This is a genomic window from Limnohabitans sp. TS-CS-82, assembly GCF_002943475.1.
The window spans coordinates 91,485-113,942 of sequence record NZ_PTQX01000001.1; the positions used below are offsets into that span (position 1 = coordinate 91,485).

A 22,458-nucleotide genomic window follows, 5' to 3' on the forward strand; every position below is an offset into this window, starting at 1 on the left:
CTTACTTAACCAGCGCCACCGACTTCACCTGGGCCCACGCAGGCATGCCCACCTGCAGCCCCAACTCATGCACGCCACGCGCAGTGACGCGCGCCAGCAACACGGTGTCGCCACAACGCAAACGCAGCAGCACTTGTGACGGATGTGCGTCTGGCGTGATGGCGTCCACCACGCAGGGCACGTGGTTTTGAATGCTGGTGTGTGTGGCTTCGTGCAAGGTCACGCTCACGTCACGCGCCAGCACGCGCAGGCGCACGGTTTGCCCCACAACCAAGCCGCTGTCGCGCACCCACAGCGCACCACCTGCAAAGCCCACTTGAGCCAAATGCCACTGGGTGTCGATGGCCAGCACGATGCCTGTGAGCAAAGCACCTGCATCCTCGCCAACCACCACGGGTAGCTTGGCTTGGGTCAGCACTTCGGCCACAGGGCCGTTGGCTTGCACGCGGCCTTCGTTCATTACCACCAGCGTGTCGGCCAAGCGGGCCACTTCGTCCACCGCGTGGGTGACGTAAAGCATGGGGATGTTCAAGTCATCGCGCAGCTTTTCTAGCCAGGGCAGCACTTCTTGTCGGCGTGCGTGGTCGAGCGCAGCCAACGGTTCGTCTAGCAACAGCAAACGTGGCTGCGTGACCAAAGCCCGAGCAATGGCCACGCGTTGACGCTCGCCCCCCGACAGCTCGTGGCTGCGGCGTTTGAGCAAATGGCCAATGCCCAGCAGCTCAATGGTTTGTTGCACCACGGCTTGGCTCATCGCGTTGCGGCTCTGTTTTTCAGCACGTTGGTGGCCGTAGGCCAAGTTGCCTTCCACATCCAAATGGTCAAACAACGACGCCTCTTGAAACACATAGCCCAAGGCGCGTTGGTGCGTGGGCAGGCGCACATGGTGTGTATCGTCTTGCCACACCTCGTGGCCTAGTTGCACCACGCCACGCGCGGAGGGTTCTAGCCCAGCGACGCAACGCAGCAAAGTCGTTTTGCCACAGCCCGATGGGCCAAAGATGACGGTGATGCCGTGCGCGGGCAACTGCACATCGACCGACACATCAAAGTCAGCACGCGCAATATCGAGTTGCAAGTGGATGTTCATGCGCCCACCTTTTGGCCACGGTTGGAGTGACGGTTAAACCACGACAAACCCAACAACACAACAAACGAGAACACCAACATCACGCCAGCAAGCCCGTGTGCTTGTGAATATTCCATCGCTTCCACATGGCCGTAAATTTGGGTGGACACCACGCGGGTTTTGTCGGGGATGTTGCCGCCAATCATCAGCACCACACCAAACTCGCCCACGGTGTGCGCAAAGCTCAACATGGCGGCCATCACAAAACCGGGCTTGGCCAAAGGCACAGCCACAGTGAAGAAGGCATCCCACTTGCTGGCTCGCAAAGTGGCAGCCACTTCCATGGGGCGCGGGCCCATCGCTTCAAACGCGTTGACCAGCGGCTGCACGGCGAACGGCAATGAGTACACGATCGAGCCCAACACCAAACCCCAAAAGCTAAAGGCCAACGTGCCCCAGCCTGCCCATTGCGTGAACTGGCCGATCGGGCCATTGGGGCCAAGCGCCACCAACAAATAAAAACCCAATACCGTGGGCGGCAACACCAAAGGCAGAGCGACGAGCGAGGCAACAGGCGCACGCCAAGCCGACCGCGTGTGCGCTAGCCACCACGCCACTGGCGTGGCCAGCAACAGCAGCAACACCGTGGTGACGCTGGCAAGCTGCAGCGTCAACGCAATGGCTTGGAAATCTTCGGCGCTTAAATTCATGCCCACACTTTACAGGGCGTAGCCGTAGCTGGTGATGATGGCTTTGGCGGTGTCGCCTTGCAGGTATTTCAGCAGCGCATGTGCGGCTGCGTTGTCTTTGCCCGCATTGAGCAACACGGCGTCTTGCTTGAGCGGTGTGTGCATGCTTTGCGGCACGACCCATGCCGAGCCTTGGGTGATGCGACCGTCAACTGAAATTTGCGACAAGGCCACAAAACCCAGCTGTGCGTTTTCTGTGCGGATGAATTGGTAGGTCTGGCCAATGCTCTCGCCTTGCACGAGCTTAGGAACAACGTTGGCTTGCACGCCCAGCTTGTGGATGACTTCCATCGCTGCCATGCCATAGGGGGCGAGCTTGGGATCGGCAATGGCTAACTTGTGAAAGCTGTTGCTGCGCAGCACCTCGCCTTTGTCATCCACCAAGTTGGGGCGTTTACTCCAAAGCGCCAAGCGACCCGTGGCATAGGTGAAGCGCGTGCCTGCAATGGCGAGGCCTTCTTTTTCTAAGCGTGCGGGGGTTTCATCATCGGCGGCCAGCAGCACGGCAAACGGCGCACCGTTTTTGATTTGCGCGTAGAACTTGCCCGTTGCGCCAAAGGCCAACTGAGCTTTGTGCCCCGTGTCTTGCTCAAACGCTTTGGCAATTTTTTGCATGGGGGCGGTGAAGTTGGCGGCGACGGCTACCGTCACTTCACGCGCTTGAGCAGCAACAAAAAAAAGAGTGCTGGCAGCTGCCAGCATCAGGCGTAATTTCATAGGCGCTGATTATCTCAGCGCGGCTCCTGCTTCGTACCAACGCTTGATGGTCGCACGCTCTGCCTCGGTGATGCCCGTGGCATTGTTCATTGGCATTTGGCGTGTGACTACCGCTTGTTGGTAGATGCCCAATGCGTGTTGCTTGACGCCCTCGGCTGTATCGAAGCGCACGTTCTTCATTTGCACTTGTTCGCCGTGGCAGCTTTGGCAGCGTTGCACGAAGATGGCATTGACTTCTGCAAACGTCACAGGCGCATCACTCACAGCCACGGTTGCTGATGGCGCTGGGCGCATCCACACAATGACACTCAGCAACAGCACCACGCCTGCAATGGCAAACGGCAGTGGGTTCTTGGCACGGCCCAAGTGGTAGCCGTGGCGTTGCACGAAGAACTGGCGAATCAAAGCACCAGCCAACATCATCATCACCAAGATGACCCAGTTGTTTTCGTAGGTGTACAAGAAGCTGTAGTGGTTGCTCAGCATCGCAAAGATGACGGGCAGCGTAAAGTAAGTGTTGTGCACGCTGCGCTGCTTACCGCGCTTACCGTGCGTGGCCAACTCTTTGGGGTCCATCGCCACGCCCGATGTCATGGCGGCCACCACTTTGCGTTGGCCTGGGATGATCCAGAAAAACACGTTGGCGCTCATGGAGGTAGCGATCATCGCGCCCACCAACAAGAAGGCGGCGCGGCCTGCAAACAACTGGCAAGACAACCACGATGCAAACGCCACCACCACGATCATGGTGAGGGCCACAATGCGCTCGCCGTTTTCGCGGAAGCCAAATACGCGGCACACCGCGTCGTAGATGAACCAAAACGCAACCAAGAAGCTCAGCGCAGCCGTGATGGCCGCTGCAGGCGACCAGTCCATGAGCGACTTGTCAATCAAGAAGGTGCCCGCGTTCCACAGGTACAGCACGGTGAACAAGCCAAAGCCCGTCAGCCAAGTGGAGTAGCTTTCCCAATAGAACCAATGCAGCTTGGTGTGGATCTTCTTCGGAGCCACCATGTACTTTTGCGGGTTATAAAAACCGCCACCGTGCACCGCCCACATCGCGCCATCCACGCCTTTTTCTAACAGGTCGGGTGAGTTGGGTTTGATGAGGTTGTTGTCTAAGAAGACAAAGTAAAACGAGGAGCCAATCCAAGCGATGGCGGTGATGACGTGCACCCAACGCAGCAGCAGATTGGCCCAGTCTAAGAAATATGCGTCCATGTCGAGACCTCAGTCTTTTCAGTCAAAGTTGCCATTCACCACTGCGGGCGCTGTGAATGACACGAGGGTCGCGAACAAGGGCTGATAGCTGCCCTGCTCCGCTGCGACAGGTGATGCAAAGTGTATACAAAATCTGTCGCCAAACAAAGCTGAATGCTTCGGTGCAAACCCTAGCGTCAAACGCTATCGAACTCGCAACAACTGTGCCGCCACCGACACCGCAATCACTTCAGGCTCTTTACCCGTAATGCCACTCACCCCGATAGGGCAAGTGATGAAGGCCAATTCTTCGACGGTAAAGCCTTTGGCTTCGAGTCGGTGTTGAAACGTGGCCCACTTGGTTTTGCTACCAATCAGGCCAACAAATTTCAAATCGCCGTGCAGGCGTTGGCGCTTGAGGCAGGCGGCCACCACATCTAAATCTTCCGCATGGCTAAAGCTCATGATGAGCACGCTTGCATCGCTGGGCAAATCAGCCACGGCCGCATGCACGGGGTCGGAATGTTCACACACCACATTGGGCGGTAGGTGTGCGGGGAAAATTTCGTCTCGACTGTCGATCCACTGCACGTTGTAGGGCAAGGTGCTGAGCACGTTGACCAAGGCGCGGCCCACATGGCCACCGCCAAAGAGTGCGAGGGGCTGGCCGTTGGCCAAAAGTCGTTGTTTGAGTGCGGGGGCATCAGCGGCACTGATGCGCTCGAACTTCAAGTGCACCACGCCGCCGCAGCATTGACCCAAGGCGGGGCCTAGGGCATAGCGGGTGGTCAACGCGTTGTCTTCATGCGTGAGCGGCGATGAGGCGTGACCGTTATCAGACGGCGCTGCGTTGTCAGAAAGGTTGATATGCGCGGGGCGTGTCAACAAAGCACGGGCCTCGTTGATGGCCTGAAACTCCAAGTGCCCGCCACCAATGGTGTTGACCAAAGTCTGCGGGAACACCGCCATCCAAGCGCCCACTTCGCGTGGGCCCGAGCCCTGCACGCTGTCGACCGACACCAACACGCCGTCGGCATGTTGGAGTTGGTTCAATAGCTCAGCGGTGTGGCGTGGCACGAAGGGTTTAAGCCGCGACCTTGGCCTTGACGGCTTCGCACGCCATCAAGATGCGCTCAGGCGTGGCGGGTGCGTCCATGTACACCACGGCTTTGTGGTCGGCGCTGGCGGCCACCGCATCGCGCAAGGCGAAGAAGGCAGACAGGCCCAACATCAAAGGTGGCTCGCCCGTGGCCTTGCTGTTGAAAGGCGTGGGCTTCAAGTTGGCGTTGTCGAACAAAGACACATTGAAGTGTTCTGGGATGTCGCCCGCTACTGGAATTTTGTAGGTGCTTGGGCCGTGCGTGAGCAGCTTGCCCTTTTTGTCCCAAATGCACTCTTCCATGGTGAGCCAGCCCATGCCTTGCACATAAGCGCCTTCGATCTGGCCTTTGTCCAATGCGGGGTTGATGCTGCGGCCCACGTCATGCACGATGTCCACGGCTAGGAGCCTCCACTCGCCGGTGCGGGTGTCGATCTCTACTTCGCTCACGGCAGCGCCGTAACAGTAGTAATAGAAAGCACGGCCGTTCAGGGTGGTGAAGTCGTATTTGATTTCGGGCGTCATGTAGAAGCCAGTGACGCTCAAGCCCACGCGGTCAAGCCACGCTTGCTTGGTCACATCAGCCCACTTGACGGCTTTGCCGCCGCCGTGGACTTCGTTGTTGGCGAAGGTCACATCGCCTTCAGCACAGCCCAACATGCGGGCCGCCACAGGCTTCAAGCGTTCACGCATTTGCATGGTCGCGTTCATGATGGCTGCGCCGTTGATGTCAGCACCGCTCGAAGCCGAGGTGGCTGAAGCGTTAGGCACTTTTTGTGAGTCAGTGGCGGTGATGCGCACATGGTCCACGCTGATACCCAAACCATCGGCACACACCTGCGCCATCTTGGTGTTCAGGCCCTGGCCCATTTCGGTACCGCCGTGGTTGCAGCTCACAGAGCCGTCCATGTAGACCACCAACAAAGCACCACCTTGGTTCAAGTGTGTGGCGGTAAAGCTGATGCCGAACTTCAACGGCACAAGCGACAAACCGCGCTTGCGGGTTTTGCTCTTGGCGTTGAACGCATGCACCGCTGCGCGACGCTCGGCGTATTTGGATTCGTGTTCGACTTGCGCGATCACCTTGTCGCCCACCCAGTCTTCAATGAGCTGGTTGTATTGGGTGGTCATGGTGTCGGGCGTGCCGCTGATGGCGGGGTCTTTGTACAGGTTGAGCTTGCGCACTTCCAAGGGGTCTTTGCCCAAAGTCATCGCGATCTCGTCCATCACCGTTTCGATGCCGAACATGCCTTGTGGGCCGCCAAAACCACGGAAAGCGGTGGCGCTTTGTGTGTTGGTTTTGCAGCGGTGGCTCACCAACTTCAAAGCTGGGATGTGATAGCTGTTGTCGATGTGCAAGCAAGCGCGGTCGTTCACAGGGCCGGAGTAGTCGGTGCTGTAACCGCAGCGTGACATCAGCGTGATGTCCGCGCCCAAGACGCGGCCGCTGTCGTCAAAGCCCACTTCGTAGTCGATGCGGAAATCGTGACGCTTGCCGGTGATGGTCATGTCGTCGTCGCGGTTGATGCGCAGCTTGACGGGTTTGTTCAGTTTGAACGCGGCCAAGGCAGCGCTTTGGCTGAAGATGCTGGCGTTGCCTTCTTTGCCACCAAAGCCGCCACCCATGCGGCGGCAAATCACCTCCACGTCGTTGGTGTGCAGGTTCAAGGCGTGTGCGGCTTCGCGCTGGTTGCCGTCAGGGTGCTGGGTCGACACGTACAGCGTGAGCTGGCCGTCTTCCTTAGGCACCGCGTAAGTGATTTGGCATTCCAGATAAAACTGTTCTTGCTGACCCGTGCGAGTCGTGCCTTTGATTTTGTGAGGCGCGCTGGCAATGGCAGCAGCAGCGTCGCCGCGTGTGATGCCTTTGGGCGGCATGATGAAGCTGTTGGCTGCCATCGCCTCTTCCACCGTCAAGATGGGCTTGAGTTCTTTCACCAACACCTTGGCTTTGTGCGCAGCTTCGCGTGCATAGAGCATGTCGCGCGCCACGACAACGGCCACGGCTTGACCGATGAACTCGACCTTGCCTGCAGCGAGGAACGGATCATCGTGCACGATGGGGCCGCAGTTGTTTTCGCCCGGAATGTCTTTGGCGGTGTAGACGGCTACGACGCCGTGCTCTTTGAGGATGGCTTCGCGGTCAATGCCGTCACCGATCAACTCACCATGCGCCACAGGCGACAAGATGAGCGCGGCATACAAAGTGCCTGCGTGCTCGGGGATGTCGTCGATGTAGGTGGCAGAGCCGGTCACGTGCAAGTGGGCAGACTCGTGAACGATGTCGGTGCCTTGCTGAACGCCTGACACAGGCAGCAAGTTTTTGAGTGCGGTAGGAGCGTTCATTCAAGCCACCTCTTTCTGTTCTTCGATGAATTCCAAGGCCAAGTTGCGAGCCACCAATGCGCGGTAAGCCCATGTGGCACGCAAGCCGTCGCGAGCGGTGAAGCTAGAGGCAATCACGGCATCCAAATCAGCGGCTTTCACGTCTGCTGGCGATTTGCCTTCAAGCACAGCTTCGAGTTTGGGCGCACGCGCTGGGAATGGGCTGAGGCCGTTGTAGGCCAGCTTCACGCCAGACAGCTTGCCGCCTTTGAGCGTGTAGCTGATGGCCGCGCAAGTGGCCGAAATGTCTTGCTCAAAACGCTTGCTCACCTTGTGGGCGCGGAACACTTGGCCCGCCACAGGCTTGGGCAACTCGACAGCTTCGATGAACTCACCGGCTTCGAGCACGCTTTTCTTCATGCCCGTGTAGAAGTTTTCCAGCAGCACGTTGCGGGTCTTCTCGCCACGGCGCAACACGAGGTTTGCACCCAGCGCCAGCAAGCAAGGCATGGAGTCGCCAATGGGCGAGCCGTTGGCGATGTTGCCTGCCAACGTAGCGGTAGAACGGATGGGGGGCGAACCAAAGCGGCGCAGCACTTCGGCAAAGTCGGGGTAAGCCTTGGCGACTAGCACTTCCACTTTGGTCAGCGACACCGCTGCACCAATGCGCCAAACCTTGTCGGTCTCAGCCACTTGGCGCAGTTCTTTGACGTTGCCCAAGTACATGATGTGGTCAGGGCGCGCGAACTGCTTGTTCACTTGCAAACCGATTTCGGTGCTGCCTGCCAGCAAGGTGGTGGTGGGGTGCTTGACCAAATAGTCAGCCACTTCAGCCAAGGTGGCGGGTGACACAAACTCGTTGCCCTTGCGGGTGCGCACCACGGGCTGCACGATGATTTCGCCGTCCAAACTCATGGTCGGTGTGCTGGCACGCTTGATTTCTTTGAGCAGGGGCAAGTCGGCGCTGTCGTCTACTTTGAGAGCAGATTTCTTCTCGCACGCCTTGGCTGTAGCGTCGATGATGGGCGCGTAGCCTGTGCAACGGCACAAGTTGCCGCTCAGCGCGTCGGTGATTTCTTGACGCACGGGCGAGGTGTTGGTTTGCACCAAGTTCACCAAACTCATCACGATGCCAGGTGTGCAAAAGCCGCACTGCGAGCCGTGGCACTTGACCATCTCGTCTTGCACGGGGTGCAAAGTACCGTCGGCCTTTTTCAAGCTTTCCACCGTCTTGATAGATTTGCCATCGAGCGAAGGCAGCAATTGGATACACGCGTTGGTGGCCACATAGTCCACGCCCGTACCAGCGGCATTGAGTTCACCCACCATCACCACGCAAGCACCACAGTCGCCCTCGGCGCAACCTTCTTTGGTGCCGGTGCGGTGGAGCTGCTCACGCAGGTAATCGAGAACGGTGGTGGTGCGACGGGCACCTTGGGCTTCAACGATCTGGCCGTCGAGCACAAAGCGCACGGTGTTGGTGACTTGGGTCATGGTGTGAGGTGTGGAAATCTGGGGAAAGAGCCCAGATTTTAGTGACAAGCACCCCATTTCGGCAGCAGGTATGCCGCTGCGTATACAAAAAATTACTTCAACCCTTCAAATCATCTAGAAATTCAGACATCGGCTTTACGCCAGTTACTAATAAATGATCACGTGCACGGGTACACGCAACATAAAGTAAGTGTCGCTCTGTGTTGTAGACCTCTTCTAAGTCTGCTTCGTCCATCACACTTTCTATACGTGACTGCAATGGCAAGACCTCATCGTCGCAAGCCATCACGACTACAGCCTTGAACTCCAAACCTTTTGCTAGGTGCATTGTGCAAACAGATGCCTCCCCTTCGGCGGTTTCAACATACTCATCAAGCACACGGAATCGAAGTCCCGCATCTTTGAGCGCATCAGCTGCTCTTTGGACCTGCTCATCTGAACGGACAAAAACACCTATCTCATGCGGCGCTATGCCTTCTTTGGTCCATCGGACGAGATGTTTTGCCACACCGGAAATCTCAGCTTTCTCATTGGGATAACCTTCAATCAAGGGTGCTGGCCCATTAAAAACAGACACGGTCCCCTTGCGGCTTTCGGTAATTCCATCAAGGTCAGACACCTCAGGGCCAAGCAGACGATCAGCTTGCTGACGTATTTGGTGCGATGTGCGGTAATTGATATGCAACGTGCGTGAACGCCCTCTCACGTCAACCCCAAGCGACTTCCAAGAAAATGGCTGCTGGAAAATTCGCTGTCCCAAATCGCCCGCAAAAAACAAACTGTTTGGTCGAATTTGACCTGCCCCATCAGGCGCAACGCCTGCCATCGCTGCCAACATACGAAGTTGGCTAACACTCACGTCTTGTGCCTCGTCCACCACTACAAACTCAAAAGGTGGGTGTTTGAGTGCTGCAAGTTTGCTGGCTAATAAAGTAAACATGCATGCATGCGTCATCACACCTGCCATATCAAGCCTAGTTTTAACACCTTCAAAAATTTGCCAAAGTGTTTGGCGCTGAGCTTCATTCAATCGCGTTTTCCTACCTAAGCGTTTGACATCACGGTAGTCCTCCCACGCTTGCAATTGCCAAGCATCCACCACATCTAACCACTCGCCCAGCACGAAATTCAAGTTAAACCGAGCCAGCACAGCACCAGGGTTATCGAGCTTCATCTGCGCCAATGACTCAGCCACCGCTAGGCGAACGTCATCTGCGCTGGCCAAACGTGGACGAGATTTGGCTTTATCAGCATGGCGATCTAGCAAACGCTTGCCCATGCCATTCATCGACATCACCTCTAGGCGTTCAGCCAAGCGCGGTTGATGGCTGATCAAACGGTTCAGCTTGGTTTGCAGCGCATTTGCCAAAGTGTCAGAGAACGTGGTGAGCCACACACGCGCATCTGGGTGCTCACGCGCTAGCGTGACCGCACGGTGCAAGGCCACGATAGTTTTGCCCGTGCCGGCCGAGCCAGAAACACGAGCAGGACCTGCGTAATCGCGTATCACCCACTGCTGCTGTGAAGGATGCAAAAAGATCGTCCACTTTTCCCATGGGTAGTTCAGTGCTTGCTCCAGCTCGTCTACCCCGTGCATGACGCGGAAGCGACGCTGCGCGTCGGGGTGGCTGAACGGGTCGGTAACCTTGCCAAGGTTGACAGGTTGAGGTTTGCCGCCAGTGGCCAGCTCTAGCAAAGCCTCTGCAGCTTCGGCAGGCAAATGTTCGGCCAACGTCAGCAAACTATCTTCGGTTGCCTGTTTGACATCAGCCAACCATTCAGCAGGTACGCCGTAAGACAACAGGTCGGCATCTGACAGCTTTGTAAACAGCTGCGGTTTAGCAGCCTCTGATGGTTTGGCCACCACGCCAGTGGCTTGCTCAACCACACGCTCACGTATTTCTACCCACTGCGCAGCGCCAGTGGTGGGGTGTGTTTCTAGCCTGCGCCGCTCGGCCCACTGATAGGCCTTATCGTGATGATCGGCATAACAAAGTAAAAAGCTACCCTCGGTCTTATGAACGATCAGGCGTATGTCTCGCCCTACACGCATGGACCAGAAATGCTTGTCTTTGGACTTTTCGATGCGGTGCATCTGTAACCCCGGGTTGGCCGGGTTTTGTTGCAGGTCGAAAGCTGTGATCTTGACGAATTTCTGCTCTTCAGCAGTTAGACGGCTCAAACTATCGGTAAAAGTGTCAGAGATGCGGAATTGCATACAAGATCAGTCCAGCTTGAACGCATTAAAGTTTGTGGGTTTCATTTCCCAAAGCGGCGTTCTTCCGCTGGCTTTTAACGGTTTTTTCCACCATTCCTTTACATCAGGGGCATAGTTCTTTTTTGCACCAGATATCTTGTTCATCAGCGGCCAACGAACTTTTTCGTTCTCATCTCGATACTGAGAACTAAACCAATTCAACATTGTGTGTTCAACATGATGGAAATAATCAGCTGTACCTGCACGCGTGGGTTTGGCAAAGTAAAAGTCAAAATCAGCGCCGGCAACACTGAGCATGAAATCGAAAAGCTTATGCTCGAAATGTGCCTTAACTCGGTGATGAATATTTCCACGCCCCACATATATGACTTGTGAACGTCCTCCCGGGTATTGAATAGACAGAGGGTTTGCCAACGAAATCACATACACGCCTTTATCAATTTCAGACAACTCAAAGCCCTTTTGACGACACGCCTGTTCAATAGATCGCATTGCTTCTTGCACGGTTTTTTTACGAATTTCTCTTTGAATGCTCACCGAGTATTCGTCGTAAATAGCTAGATCGAAACCAGCATTACGCGCATAGACAGCCATGCTTTGCTGCCCAACCTTGTACCAATGATTTGGTTTCAATTTATCTGTAGCCATTTTTAAATCTTAAAAACCTTCATTACCTCATCCCCCAGGTGATTGATCACCTTGACCGCAATGCGTCCTGACTTAGGTTTATCAAACGCCCGTGACGTATCGCTGTTAAGTGACTCCCAAGCCTCTTGATTGATTTCAGCCTTGAGCGTGGTCTTAAGCGACTTGTACGGATCGTTTGCACCCAAGAAATAGGCATGACGGACGAAGAAGCTTTCTTCGTTGTAGTCGGTGTCGATGAACCAGCAGGCGATGCCGTCGGCTCCGTCGCTGCGCACTTCACCTGTGTTGGGGTGGAACACGTCCACGCCGTTGACCTTGACTTGCACTTGATCGCCCACCGGGATGATGTCGATGTCGGGTTCGCCAAAGATGACGAACAGGTTGCCTTTGCCGGTGTTCTTCAGGTCTTCGGCCATATGCAGATCGGCGTTCATGCGGGCCTTGAGCACTGGGATGCGACCGAGCTTGGAGAACTCGCTACTGTGCGCGTCGTAGTTGAAGGCGCAAGCGATCAACACATCAAAGCCTGCATCACCCGCTTCGCGTGCGGCGGTCACCAGGTCGGGACGGCTCACGGTGCCGAACTCGGGGCCGATAAAAATGCCTGCGCGTTTTTCATTGCCTCCGTTGCCTTCGGCATCAGCGCCTTCCATGTATCGGCCTTCGGCGCACACGTATTCGCCAGGCCAGGGCGTGAGTGATGTGAAGTTGATCTTGTCCGTCTTGTGCGCTTGCTGCACGCCTGCGGTGCGCAGGTTGTCCAAGATGATTTGCGCAAAATTGCGTTCGTACGAGCCGCCTTGCTCTTGAGCGACAGGGTCGATCAGCTTGTCGTCTTCGTCCACGCCCAGTACGCGGTGGGGCAGCAGGCTCTCCACCGTGAAGGGGCCTGCCACACGCACCTTCTTTTTGTCTTCGTATGGACGGTCGTACAGGTATTCAAAGTCGGCCTTGGCGGCAATCGACGCGTCAATCTCTTGCTGGCGGGCAACGCGCTGCTTCCACCAATCGGCGTGCAGTTTTTTGGCCGCATCGCTCCACTTAGCGTCTACTTCGCGGGGGATTTCCCACTCTTGCCATTGCATTTTGAGGGCTGTGTTCAGTTTCTCACGCAGTGGCTCCAGCTGGGCTTGATGCTTGTCATAAATCACATCGATCTCGGCGTTGTTGGCAATACTCTTGAGCGTAATGTGCGGCACGCGTTCGTGCACAAAGCCCTGGCGAATGTTGCTGTGGGTAGCGTGGCTCTTGGGTGCGGTGCGCGTGACCTCGCCTTCTTTGGCTTGCCCTTCTTTACTGTCGGCCAGCAGGTAGAAGGGGTAGCGTGCACCCATGATGCGGGCACGGGCCAAGGCCAGTGCGACACGGGAGGTGTCGATGGTGATCCAGCGGCGACCCCATTGTTCGGCGACGAAGGCGCTAGTTCCTGAACCGCATGTTGGGTCGAGCACAAGGTCACCCGGGTCAGATGCCATCAAAAAGCATCGTTGTATGACTTTGACGTTTGTTTGTACGACATAAACTTTTTCCGCTCCAACAGTGCCGCCAGTGTCATCCCATGAACTTGTCAGCGGCGAATAGGGAGACTCATCAAAATATCTGACAAGGCTGAGTGATTTACCTCCACCATGAAGGCGACTTGCTTTTGCTGCTCGTATAAAGCCTGGCAAAGTTGTGCTCCACCCCCTTGTTCCTGATGGCCTATAAATTCCACCTTGATATTCAAATGGAAATCCCATTGCCGATGCGTCACCGGCATCTCTACCTTGTCGTTGAGAAGTTGCATCCCCTAGTCGAGCAATACGAATATTGGGTGAATTAAGGCTTTCACCACTGGCCAAGAATTCACTGAGTCGACTGCGATAGCAATTTTTTTCGATGATCTGCCATGGCCCTGGATCTTCCGAGCTAAATGGTCGCGGTACGAAAAGCCTACGAAATTTCAAAGAGGCACTATTACGGGCGAACCAAAGAACATAGTGCTTTGGGTTTGAAAGGTATTCAGCAGTAGACCCAGATGTTGCGTGATATGCAATTTCACTGACATAGTTTTCATCGCCGAATACTTCTTCAAGCAACATTCGCACACGATGCACGTTTTCTTCACCGATCTGCACAAAAACAGAACCTGAGTCAGTCAGCAAATCACGCGCCACGGTCAGGCGGTCGCGGATGTAGGCCAGATAAGAATGGATACCGTCCTTCCAGGTATCACGAAAGGCTTTCACCATTTCGGGCTCGCGGGTGATGTGGTCGGCGTTGCCGTCTTTCACGTCGCGGCTGGTGGTGCTCCACTGAAAGTTGCTGTTGAACTTGATGCCGTAGGGCGGATCAAAGTAAATGCATTGCACTTTGCCGCGCAAGCCTTCGCGCTCGGCCAAGCTTGCCATCACTTGCAGGCTGTCGCCCAAAATCATGCGGTTAGACCAATGCTGGTCGTGCGCATAAAACTCAGTTTTGGCATCGTCGTCGGGCAGGCCGTTGAAGTCTTTGGCCATGTCGGCAAACAAGTCGGCTGTAAAGCCTTGTTGCTCAGGCTCGGTCGCTGCTTTGGCTTTGTCGGTTTGACGCTTGAGGTCGTCGATCAGCACCTTAGGGTGCACTTTTTCTTGGATGTAGAGCGGCGGCGCATTGACCACCAGGTCAGACCAGTCTTGTTGGTCTTTGCCGCGCCAGACCAGCTGTGGGTCTAGGTCACGGTTGCGGGCGTTTCGCTCTGCCTGTAGCGGGCCAGCGGGTGCGCCACGCTCGTAGCTCACTTGCACTTGCTGCTGGTGCTCACGCTGCACCACAGACTGGAATTCGGCAGTGGGAATGTTCTTGCGCGTATCGCCATCGTGCTTGATGGTTTCGACTTGCAGATCGGCTTTAGGGGTTTTGGGTTTGCGGGTAGCCATGATTCTTCTTTTTATCAGTTATCCAAGGTGTCGGGCTTTTTGAGTGCCTTTTTGTCGTCTGACTGCAAGCGTCGCTCGACCTTTTTCACGTCTTCTTCCGGTGGCAGGCTTTCGGGGCGAATACCGCGTTCTAACAACGTATTGCGCACTGCTTGGTTGTTGGTGATGTGCTCTTTAGAGATTTGCCCCTCATTACCCATTTGGTGCTGACGTGCATTGAAGATGGTGATTTCAGCAGCAAAGTCTTTGGCCTTGAGCAAAATCGTGGGCGCAAAGTCGGCCAATGGGCGGCTATCAGGCACTTTCCATTGAGCTTTCATGGCTTGGGTGCTTTTGCCAAACAGGGCGTGGTCGCCTTTGCTACGAATGACTCCAAAGTCTTGGTTGCCGCCAGTTTGCTCGTAGATGACTTGCGAAAGTTCTTTTTCTGTTTCGGTCAGTTTTTTACGTGCGTGGATGCGCTCAGCATCCAGCATGCGTTGTTCGATCAACTCTGCCTTGCGGGTTTGCACCGCAAAGTAGGTTTGGGCAAAAGCAATTTCGGGTTTTCGCGGGTCACCGTTTTGTGCAATCAGGTAACACGCATAACGGGTAAGCATGATGTCGTCGATTTCGCGCTGGCCTCCTGAACCTAGTTCGACCATTTTGTTGACGTCAACAAAATGGTCAGTCACGCGCTGCTTGCTGACCTCGCAGGCTGTTTTCGCCTTGATGATCACAAGCCCAAAATTACGCCATTCCGCATATCCCAATAAGTGCTGAATATCCCTTGCCAGCCAGTACTCCACGCCAGTTTCGGTTTGTTGCGCATGCCCTTCAAAAGTGTCTGTCAGTGTTTGAACCAGTTCTTTTTTCATAATGGAACTCCTGGTGTGACTTTATTGAGCATGGCATTAAATTGCGACTGCACTTTGTCTGCGAGGTCTTTTTGCATGGCATACACATCCGTGAATTCAGCAAACGCCCAGCGCCCATGGTGCTTGGTATTGTTTACACCTGGTAGCCATCGGGTTTCCATCGCTGCTTTTTTATCTTTGGCGTTTTCCCCACGGTAGCCTTTAATTTCTACAACGAGATAAAGCAGGTCGTCAGGACCATGCCCGTCATCAACGCGCAAGATGAAGTCGGGCAAGTAGCGGTGTGTTTCAGCTCCTATTAGATAAGGCACCTCGAAGCCAAGGTTATGGTTTTTCACATAACTGACCACTTTGGGATGCGCTTCTGCAGCTCGACAAAATTCGGCTTCCCAGTCGCTGTCCATGATGAGCCAGTTCAGGTGGCAATGCTTTGCGCTTGCTTCCCAGCGGTCTGTTTTGGTTGTGGTGAAGTTAACGTGTGCCGTGCTGCCCACTGGGTTGTATGGGTCAAGCACCGCCTGAATCTGACTGTCACCTTTTTCTAAATTAGCTCGATCTATCGCTTGCTTGATGCGTTCACAAGCACGGTCTGCCAGCTCTAGATAAAGCAACTGCGCGGGATATGTGTCGCCCATGCACTTCAGGTGCTGATCAAGCCACTGCTTCACGACTCGCTTAAGTTGGCCAAATAAGTGCAGCTTTGGTTCTTCACCGGGATCACGGAACTTGGTGTAGAGCAATCGCTGAGTCAAGTGATACAGCAATGTTGATTTGCGCATATCTTTAGTATGCGCAAGCGTCAGCTCAACCCCTTCACCAATAATGCCCTCTTGCTTGGTAATGGATGGGCCAACCAAAGCAGGCGTAAGCACCAAGGTAGAGTCTTCGTTAAAAACGGCATCCACCGTTTCTTCCGGCAGCACAACGCGATACCCCTGCACACGAGGAAAGCGGATTTCGTGTACATCACGCTCGGGCTTGATAGCTTTGACGTGTACCGTTTCGCGGGGCTTTACCGGCTTTGCAATAGTGGGTTCAGCGTTGAAGTCAAACGGGATGCCCAACACATCGGCATATTCGACATCAAACTTGCCTTCAGCATTCAATTCATAAGACTGGCGACGCAATGCGCGACCAATAACTTGTTCACACAACAATTGCGTACCAAATGCACGTACACCCAACACATGCGTGACAGTATTGGTGTCCCAGCCTTCTGTGAGCATTGAAACAGACACCACGCAGCGAATAGTCTCTCCGAGTCGACCCACTTTGCCAACGGTGTTCATCGCTTCGCGCAACAAGTCTGATTCTGTGATGTTGTTACCCGCTTGCAAGTCGCCAGTGCGCTCAATGATTTCACGGCGAAATTGCTGAATCTCAGCATCGGCCATTTTGCGGAAGTTGTCATCAAGGGCTTCGCCTGATTCGAGCTGTTCACTGTCAATCAATAGCGTGCGTGGTCTAGCCAGTGGGTTGCCATATTCATCGTAATTCGAGAAGAGCTTGAGCGCCCCCAAGTTTGGCGGAGGCGTTGTCTCATCAGGGCTTGATGCTGGTTGAAAACCTGAGATGTAGTCATACACCAGCTTGGATGTTGATGTGTTGTTACAAACCACGATAAAGCAAGGCGGAACACGGATGCCTTCCGACTTCCAAAACTCGAAGGTCTTTTCATAATGACCATACAAGGCTTGAAGTGCTGTTTGGAGTTTTGTCGGCAACTTCAGCGGGTCAAGCACTTCGCCCTTACCGCGCCCCTTCTTGGGCATGTCCTTGCTAATGTTCTCCCACAAGTTCCTAAATACAGGAACCTCTGCGCCAACGATGTTGTCGGAAACAGGTACGCGTGGCAACTTAACAATGCCGCATTCAATGGCGTCCATTAGCGAAAAGTCGCTCATGGTCCAAGGGAACAACGTACCTTCCACATAACCCGAACCACGCAAGAAAAATGGCGTAGCGGATAAGTCAATCACGCGGTTCAAACCCAGCTGACGCTGCACCGATTTGATGCCGTTGATCCAAAGACGCGCGGCTTCGTTGTTTTCTTCTGCCTCTTTTTTGTCATCGCCTTTGAGGTCTTCCGAATCGTCTTGCTTGACTGGCTTTTCTTGATAGCAATGATGCGCCTCATCGTTAATGACCATGATGTTTTTCATGCCCATCAGTTCAGGCATGACGCGCTGAATCATTTGACCTTCTGACTCAAGGGTATCGAGCGAACTACCTTCACGCCCTTGCAGCAATAGACGCGTGCCTTTGGCTAGCTCCAGTCTTTCGCGCAGCTTGAATGAGTGATAGTTGGTGATAACAATCTTGCAACGCTCAAGGTCAGCCATCATGTCACTTGGCACAAGCTCGCGTGTTTTGTAATAGCTCTCTGGGTCATTAGGTAGCAGGACACGCAAGCGATCTTTGATCGTCAAGCCAGGCGCAACAAGCAAAAAGCCACGTGTGTATTTAGTGCTTGTAGGACGACGAGCCGCATTGATGGTTTGCCATGCAATGATCATGGCCATCACTGTGGTCTTGCCAGCGCCAGTGGCTAGCTTGAGTGCCAAGCGCATCAAACCCGGATTGGCATCTTCATTTGCACTTTGCAAATGATCTAAAAAGGTTTGAGCCATCTTGCCGCGTTTAGGTGCGACTTCAGTTAACCAGATTGCTGTTTCAACAGCTTCGACTTGACAGAAAAAAGGGCGAACACCGCTGAAATTGTGGTGACGCCAATGTTGCAACAAGCGAGCAGTTTCAGGCGTAACACCCCAATCACTAGGGTTAGGAAGACTGCGCCATTTGTCTACCTCTGCGCGAACGCCGTTGATGATGGCTGAGTGGTATTGCTGCAGCTCATCAGAGACTTCGTTGGCAAGATCTAAGTCAACCTGCGCATCTTTGTCTTTAGTTTTGCGCTTTTTAGGCTTTGGAATCGGCGTGACGAACTCAGCCGTACGCCTAGTGTTGATAACTTTTTGTGTAGGTTGCCCTGTATCGTCCAACTCCCAATGCTGACTTGGATAGTCATAAGGTGAATTGAGAATTGGCTTTTCAAAAAACAGGTTGCTCATCAGGTGGACTTCTTGTTATCGGCTTGCTTGCCTCTTTAGAAGTCATGATTATGTATTCAGAACACCTGATGCTTTCTAATTCTGAAAAGTTTACGAGCCGCGGTAAGTCGAGTAGCTCCAAGGGCTCACCAACAAAGGCACGTGGTAGTGCTGGTCGGTGTGGGCCACGCCAAAGTCAAGGCTGACATTGTTCAAGAAATTGGGCTCAGGCAATTCAACGTTCTTGGAAGCAAAGTAGCCCTTCACGTCAAACACCAAGCGGTAAGTGCCTTTTTTCAAGCTGTCGTTGTCATACAGCGGGCCGTCGGGGTTGCGGCCATCGTGGTTCAGCGTGAACGACTTGACCAAGGTGGCGTGACCATCCTCGGTGGTGGTGAACAACGACACTTTCATGCCAGCCGCAGGGCCACCGTGCATGGTGTCTAAAACGTGTGTGCTCAATCCCATGAAATGCTCCGAAAATGGTTAGCGACCGACTCGGTCGACTGAAAGTGTATACAATTTTTGCATTTGGGTCTATCATGGGCTCACGTGAATTTGCCGGAGACCTCAAATGGACAGCTCAACCGCCACTCGCAGCATTGTGGACGCCCTCACCAAAGCCATTGTGGAGCACCGTCTGCACCCCGGCACCAAACTGGCCGAGCAAAAACTCGCCGACCACTTCGGAGTGTCACGCACCCTCATTCGCCAAGCGCTGTTTCAACTGGTGCAAAAGCGCCTCATCCGCATGGAGCCCGCGCGCGGTGCGTTTGTGGCCACGCCCTCTTCCGACGAAGCCCGCCAAGTGTTTGCCGTGCGCCGCATGTTGGAAGCTGAGATGACACGCAGCTTTGTGCGCAACGTCACCTCCGCACAAATCAAAGCCCTCAAAGACCACGTGACCGAAGAGAAAGCAGCCGTCAGCCGTGGCGATGTAGCTGGCCGAACCGACTTGCTGGGCGACTTCCATGTGCGCATGGCCGAGCTGATGGGCAACGATGTACTCGCGCAAATTTTGGGCGAACTCATTTCACGCTGCGCCCTCATCACCCTCATGTACCAAAGCGCCAATGCTGCCGAACACTCGGCCGAAGAACACGCCGAAATTTTGAAAGCCATCGCTGACAAAAACGAAGACTTGGCCGTCAAGCTGATGGACGAACACCTGCGCAACGTGGAAGAAGGTTTGGCGCTTGACCGCAAAGTGCCCAGCAACGACATCGCGATGGCGTTGGCCTAAGGAGAAAACGTATGTCAAACCCCAACGCCACCTACGACAGCACCGCTGCCTACCCTCGTGACCTCGTAGGTTACGGTCGCCAAGTGCCGCACGCGCAATGGCCCAACCAAGCCCGCATTGCGGTGCAGTTTGTGCTGAACTACGAAGAAGGCGGCGAGAACGCCACCGTGCACGGCGATGCCGGCAGCGAGATGTTTTTGAGCGAGATGTTCAACCCGCCTAGCTTCCCCGACCGCCACCTGAGCATGGAAGGCATTTACGAATACGGCTCACGCGTAGGCGTGTGGCGCATCTTGCGCGAGTTTGAAAAACGCGGGCTGCCCCTCACCGTGTTTGGCGTGGGCATGGCGCTGGAGCGCCACCCCGAACTCACCGCTGCGTTTGTAGAACTCGGCCACGAAATTGCCTGCCATGGCTACCGCTGGATCAACTACCAAACCACCGACGAAGCCACTGAGCGTGCGCACATGCACAAGGGCATCGAAATCATCGAGCGCCTGACACACACTACGCACGGCAACAGCATTCATGGCGCAGGCTGGTACACCGGCCGCGACAGCCCCAACACCCGCCGCCTCGTGGCCGACCACGGTGGCTTTGAATACGACAGCGACTACTACGGCGAAGACCTGCCCTTTTGGATGAAGGTCCAAAAAACCAATGGCGAGGTGGCGCCCCAACTCGTGGTGCCCTACACGCTCGACTGCAACGACATGCGCTTTGCCCTGCCCCAAGGCTTTAGCCAAGCAGAAGACTTCTTTGTCTATTTGCGCGACAGCTTTGATGCGCTGTATGCCGAGGGCGACGAAGCACCCAAGATGATGAGCATTGGCATGCACTGCCGCTTGCTGGGCAAGCCCGGGCGCATCGTGGCATTGCAAAAGTTCTTAGACCACATCGCCAAGCACGACCGTGTGTGGGTGGCGCGCCGCATTGACATTGCGCGCCATTGGAAACAAGTACATCCCTACAGCGGCAGCTGATTGATACAGCACGCGCCTTCAACGCCACGCCACCTTCGCATCGTTTCACACCTAAGCAGGACAACGACATGAGCCACACGCACATCACGCTGAACCAAATCAACACACTGCCCCGCGCCGAGGCGGCCGCCTTGTTGAATGGCTTATACGAACACTCCGATTGGATTGCCGAGCAAGCGCTCGACGCCCGCCCTTTTACGTCCGCCGCCGCGCTCAAACACGCGATGGTGCAAGTGCTAAACAAAGCGGGCCGTGCACCGCAACTCGCCTTGGTGCGTGCCCACCCCGAGTTGGCAGGCAAAGCGATGGTGAGCAAAAGCCTCACCGCTGAATCGACCAACGAGCAAACCAAAGCGGGCCTGACCAACTGCACGCCTGAAGAATTTGCGCACATCCAGCAACTCAACGCCAGCTACAACGCCAAGTTTGGTTTTCCGTTCATCTTGGCCGTGCGCGGCCCGCGTGGCTCTGGCCTGAACAAGCAGCAAATCATCAGCACCTTTGAGCGCCGCCTGCACAACCACCCCGACTACGAACTGGCCGAGTGCTTGCGCAACATCCACCGCATCGTGGAGATTCGCCTCAACGACAAGCTGGGCTACGAACCCGCGCTAGGCCACGAAGTGTGGGACTGGCACGAATGGCTGGCCCAGTTCAGCGATGCAGGCGTGGTCAACAAACACGCACCGCACGCCGCACGCGAAGAACTCACCGTCACTTACCTGACCGACGCACACCTGAAATGCGCCCGCACGATTGAGCTGGGCATGAAGGCCTGCGGCTTTGACGAGGTGCACATCGACGCGGTGGGCAACGTGGTGGGTGTTTACAAAGCCTCATCTCAGCACGCTAAAACTTTGATGACCGGTTCGCACTACGACACCGTGCGCAACGGCGGCAAGTACGACGGCCGCCTAGGCATCTTCGTGCCCATGGCCTGTGTGCGCGAGCTGGCCCGTGCGGGCAAGCGTTTGCCCTTCAACCTCGAAGTGGTGGCCTTTGCCGAAGAAGAAGGCCAACGCTACAAAGCCACCTTCCTTGGCTCTGGTGCTTTGGTGGGCGACTTTAAAAACGAGTGGCTGGACCAGAAAGATGCGGACGGCATCACGATGCGTCAAGCCATGAAGCAAGCGGGCTTGAAGATTGAAGACATCCCCAAACTCACACGCAACGCAGCTGAGTATTTGGGCTTTGTGGAAGTTCACATCGAGCAAGGCCCTGTGCTGAACGAGCTGGACATTCCACTGGGCGTGGTCACTTCTATCAACGGCAGCGTGCGCTTTGTGGGCGAAGTGGTGGGCATGGCCAGCCACGCAGGCACGACACCGATGGACCGCCGCCGCGACGCGGCTACTGCGGTATCCGAACTTGCGTTGTTCGTTGAAAAACGCGCGGCGGCATTGAACGCCGTCTCTGCCGACACGGCGAAGAGCCCAACTTCAGCATGCGTTGGCACGATCGGCATGCTGACTGTGCCCAATGGCTCCATCAACGTGGTGCCCGGACGCTGCCAATTCAGCCTCGATCTGCGTGCCACCACCAATGAACTGCGCGACAGCCTCATGCACGACGTGCTGGCCGAACTCAAAGCCATTTGTGAGCGCCGTGGCTTGCACTACACCCTCGAAGAAACCATGCGCGCCAGCGCCGCACCGAGCGACGCCAAGCTGCAAGCCGCTTGGGAGCAGGCTGTGCAAAGCTTGGGTGTGCCCGTGTTCCACCTGCCCAGCGGCGCGGGCCACGACGCGATGAAGCTGCACGAAGTCATGCCGCAAGCCATGTTGTTTGTGCGCGGCCAAAACGCAGGCATCAGCCACAACCCGCTTGAGTCGACAACAAGTGACGACATCCAATTAGCCGTCGACGCCTTCATGCACTTGCTGCACAACACGCACGCTTAAAGCCTGCG

16 protein-coding genes are annotated in these 22,458 nt (G+C 55.3%); 3 read left to right on the forward strand and 13 right to left on the reverse strand.

The genetic code is table 11. The features are described 5' to 3' along the window. Window position 1: 1 nt before the first annotated feature. The 13 genes from modC to uraH all read right to left on the reverse strand — a co-directional run bounded on the left by modC (window position 2) and on the right by uraH (window position 18,791). Complete coding sequence (gene modC, locus C5F52_RS00420) at window positions 2-1,090, reverse strand: molybdenum ABC transporter ATP-binding protein (protein WP_104796367.1); 1,089 nt, start codon at window positions 1,088-1,090, stop codon at window positions 2-4. After that, window positions 1,087-1,779, reverse strand: coding sequence for a molybdate ABC transporter permease subunit (gene modB / locus C5F52_RS00425; protein ID WP_104796368.1), 693 nt, complete (start codon window positions 1,777-1,779; stop codon window positions 1,087-1,089). The genes modC and modB overlap by 4 nt, the downstream gene beginning before the upstream one ends. A 9-nt stretch (window positions 1,780-1,788) precedes the next feature. Beyond that, complete coding sequence (modA, locus tag C5F52_RS00430; protein ID WP_104796369.1) at window positions 1,789-2,535, reverse strand: molybdate ABC transporter substrate-binding protein; 747 nt, start codon at window positions 2,533-2,535, stop codon at window positions 1,789-1,791. A gap of 9 nt (window positions 2,536-2,544) precedes the next feature. Further along, entirely contained in the window at window positions 2,545-3,756 is a 1,212-nt protein-coding gene (locus tag C5F52_RS00435; protein ID WP_104796370.1) for a urate hydroxylase PuuD, read from the reverse strand. 183 nt (window positions 3,757-3,939) lie between these two features. Further along, window positions 3,940-4,812, reverse strand: a complete 873-nt coding sequence (gene xdhC, locus C5F52_RS00440) for a xanthine dehydrogenase accessory protein XdhC (protein WP_104796371.1) — start codon at window positions 4,810-4,812, stop codon at window positions 3,940-3,942. Window positions 4,813-4,819: 7 nt separating this feature from the next. Further along, window positions 4,820-7,180 (reverse strand): xanthine dehydrogenase molybdopterin binding subunit, encoded by a 2,361-nt coding sequence (gene xdhB / locus C5F52_RS00445; RefSeq protein WP_104796372.1) that lies wholly within the window; start codon window positions 7,178-7,180, stop codon window positions 4,820-4,822. Beyond that, window positions 7,181-8,653, reverse strand: coding sequence for a xanthine dehydrogenase small subunit (xdhA, locus tag C5F52_RS00450; RefSeq protein ID WP_104796373.1), 1,473 nt, complete (start codon window positions 8,651-8,653; stop codon window positions 7,181-7,183). Between the two features lie 97 nt (window positions 8,654-8,750). Next, window positions 8,751-10,871 (reverse strand): 3'-5' exonuclease, encoded by a 2,121-nt coding sequence (locus C5F52_RS00455; protein WP_104796374.1) that lies wholly within the window; start codon window positions 10,869-10,871, stop codon window positions 8,751-8,753. 6 nt (window positions 10,872-10,877) lie between these two features. Then, window positions 10,878-11,519, reverse strand: coding sequence for a hypothetical protein (locus C5F52_RS00460; RefSeq protein WP_104796375.1), 642 nt, complete (start codon window positions 11,517-11,519; stop codon window positions 10,878-10,880). 2 nt (window positions 11,520-11,521) lie between these two features. Further along, window positions 11,522-14,416 carry a site-specific DNA-methyltransferase gene (locus C5F52_RS00465; protein ID WP_104796376.1) on the reverse strand — a complete coding sequence of 965 codons (2,895 nt, stop codon included), beginning with the start codon at window positions 14,414-14,416 and terminating at the stop codon, window positions 11,522-11,524. Between the two features lie 14 nt (window positions 14,417-14,430). Then, window positions 14,431-15,273, reverse strand: a complete 843-nt coding sequence (gene dinD / locus C5F52_RS00470) for a DNA damage-inducible protein D (protein ID WP_104796377.1) — start codon at window positions 15,271-15,273, stop codon at window positions 14,431-14,433. Further along, entirely contained in the window at window positions 15,270-18,344 is a 3,075-nt protein-coding gene (locus C5F52_RS00475; RefSeq protein ID WP_104796378.1) for a BPTD_3080 family restriction endonuclease, read from the reverse strand. The genes dinD and C5F52_RS00475 overlap by 4 nt, the downstream gene beginning before the upstream one ends. Window positions 18,345-18,434: 90 nt before the next feature. Further along, window positions 18,435-18,791 carry a hydroxyisourate hydrolase gene (uraH, locus tag C5F52_RS00480; protein WP_104796379.1) on the reverse strand — a complete coding sequence of 119 codons (357 nt, stop codon included), beginning with the start codon at window positions 18,789-18,791 and terminating at the stop codon, window positions 18,435-18,437. A 106-nt stretch (window positions 18,792-18,897) separates the two neighbouring features. Here uraH and C5F52_RS00485 point away from each other — a divergent pair, with 106 nt between their 5' ends. The 3 genes from C5F52_RS00485 to uraD all read left to right on the forward strand — a co-directional run bounded on the left by C5F52_RS00485 (window position 18,898) and on the right by uraD (window position 22,450). After that, a complete protein-coding gene (locus C5F52_RS00485; RefSeq protein WP_104796380.1) occupies window positions 18,898-19,566 on the forward strand; it encodes a GntR family transcriptional regulator in 669 nt (222 codons plus the stop codon). Window positions 19,567-19,577: 11 nt separating this feature from the next. After that, window positions 19,578-20,549 carry an allantoinase PuuE gene (puuE, locus tag C5F52_RS00490; protein WP_104796381.1) on the forward strand — a complete coding sequence of 324 codons (972 nt, stop codon included), beginning with the start codon at window positions 19,578-19,580 and terminating at the stop codon, window positions 20,547-20,549. Window positions 20,550-20,617: 68 nt separating this feature from the next. Next, on the forward strand, window positions 20,618-22,450 hold the full coding sequence (gene uraD / locus C5F52_RS00495) for a 2-oxo-4-hydroxy-4-carboxy-5-ureidoimidazoline decarboxylase (RefSeq protein ID WP_104796382.1): 1,833 nt from the start codon (window positions 20,618-20,620) through the stop codon (window positions 22,448-22,450). Window positions 22,451-22,458 lie beyond the last annotated feature (8 nt).

Bases quoted from the DNA above. Each gene is read 5' to 3' on its own strand.
- xdhA (WP_104796373.1), bottom strand. From the start codon at position 8,653: ATGACCCAAGTCACCAACACCGTGCGCTTTGTGCTCGACGGCCAGATC.
- uraH (WP_104796379.1), bottom strand. From the start codon at position 18,791: ATGGGATTGAGCACACACGTTTTAGACACCATGCACGGTGGCCCTGCG.
- C5F52_RS00485 (WP_104796380.1), top strand. From the start codon at position 18,898: ATGGACAGCTCAACCGCCACTCGCAGCATTGTGGACGCCCTCACCAAA.
- dinD (WP_104796377.1), bottom strand. From the start codon at position 15,273: ATGAAAAAAGAACTGGTTCAAACACTGACAGACACTTTTGAAGGGCAT.
- modB (WP_104796368.1), bottom strand. From the start codon at position 1,779: ATGAATTTAAGCGCCGAAGATTTCCAAGCCATTGCGTTGACGCTGCAG.
- modA (WP_104796369.1), bottom strand. From the start codon at position 2,535: ATGAAATTACGCCTGATGCTGGCAGCTGCCAGCACTCTTTTTTTTGTT.
- puuE (WP_104796381.1), top strand. From the start codon at position 19,578: ATGTCAAACCCCAACGCCACCTACGACAGCACCGCTGCCTACCCTCGT.
- C5F52_RS00460 (WP_104796375.1), bottom strand. From the start codon at position 11,519: ATGGCTACAGATAAATTGAAACCAAATCATTGGTACAAGGTTGGGCAG.
- C5F52_RS00475 (WP_104796378.1), bottom strand. From the start codon at position 18,344: ATGAGCAACCTGTTTTTTGAAAAGCCAATTCTCAATTCACCTTATGAC.
- uraD (WP_104796382.1), top strand. From the start codon at position 20,618: ATGAGCCACACGCACATCACGCTGAACCAAATCAACACACTGCCCCGC.
- modC (WP_104796367.1), bottom strand. From the start codon at position 1,090: ATGAACATCCACTTGCAACTCGATATTGCGCGTGCTGACTTTGATGTG.
- C5F52_RS00435 (WP_104796370.1), bottom strand. From the start codon at position 3,756: ATGGACGCATATTTCTTAGACTGGGCCAATCTGCTGCTGCGTTGGGTG.
- C5F52_RS00465 (WP_104796376.1), bottom strand. From the start codon at position 14,416: ATGGCTACCCGCAAACCCAAAACCCCTAAAGCCGATCTGCAAGTCGAA.
- xdhB (WP_104796372.1), bottom strand. From the start codon at position 7,180: ATGAACGCTCCTACCGCACTCAAAAACTTGCTGCCTGTGTCAGGCGTT.
- C5F52_RS00455 (WP_104796374.1), bottom strand. From the start codon at position 10,871: ATGCAATTCCGCATCTCTGACACTTTTACCGATAGTTTGAGCCGTCTA.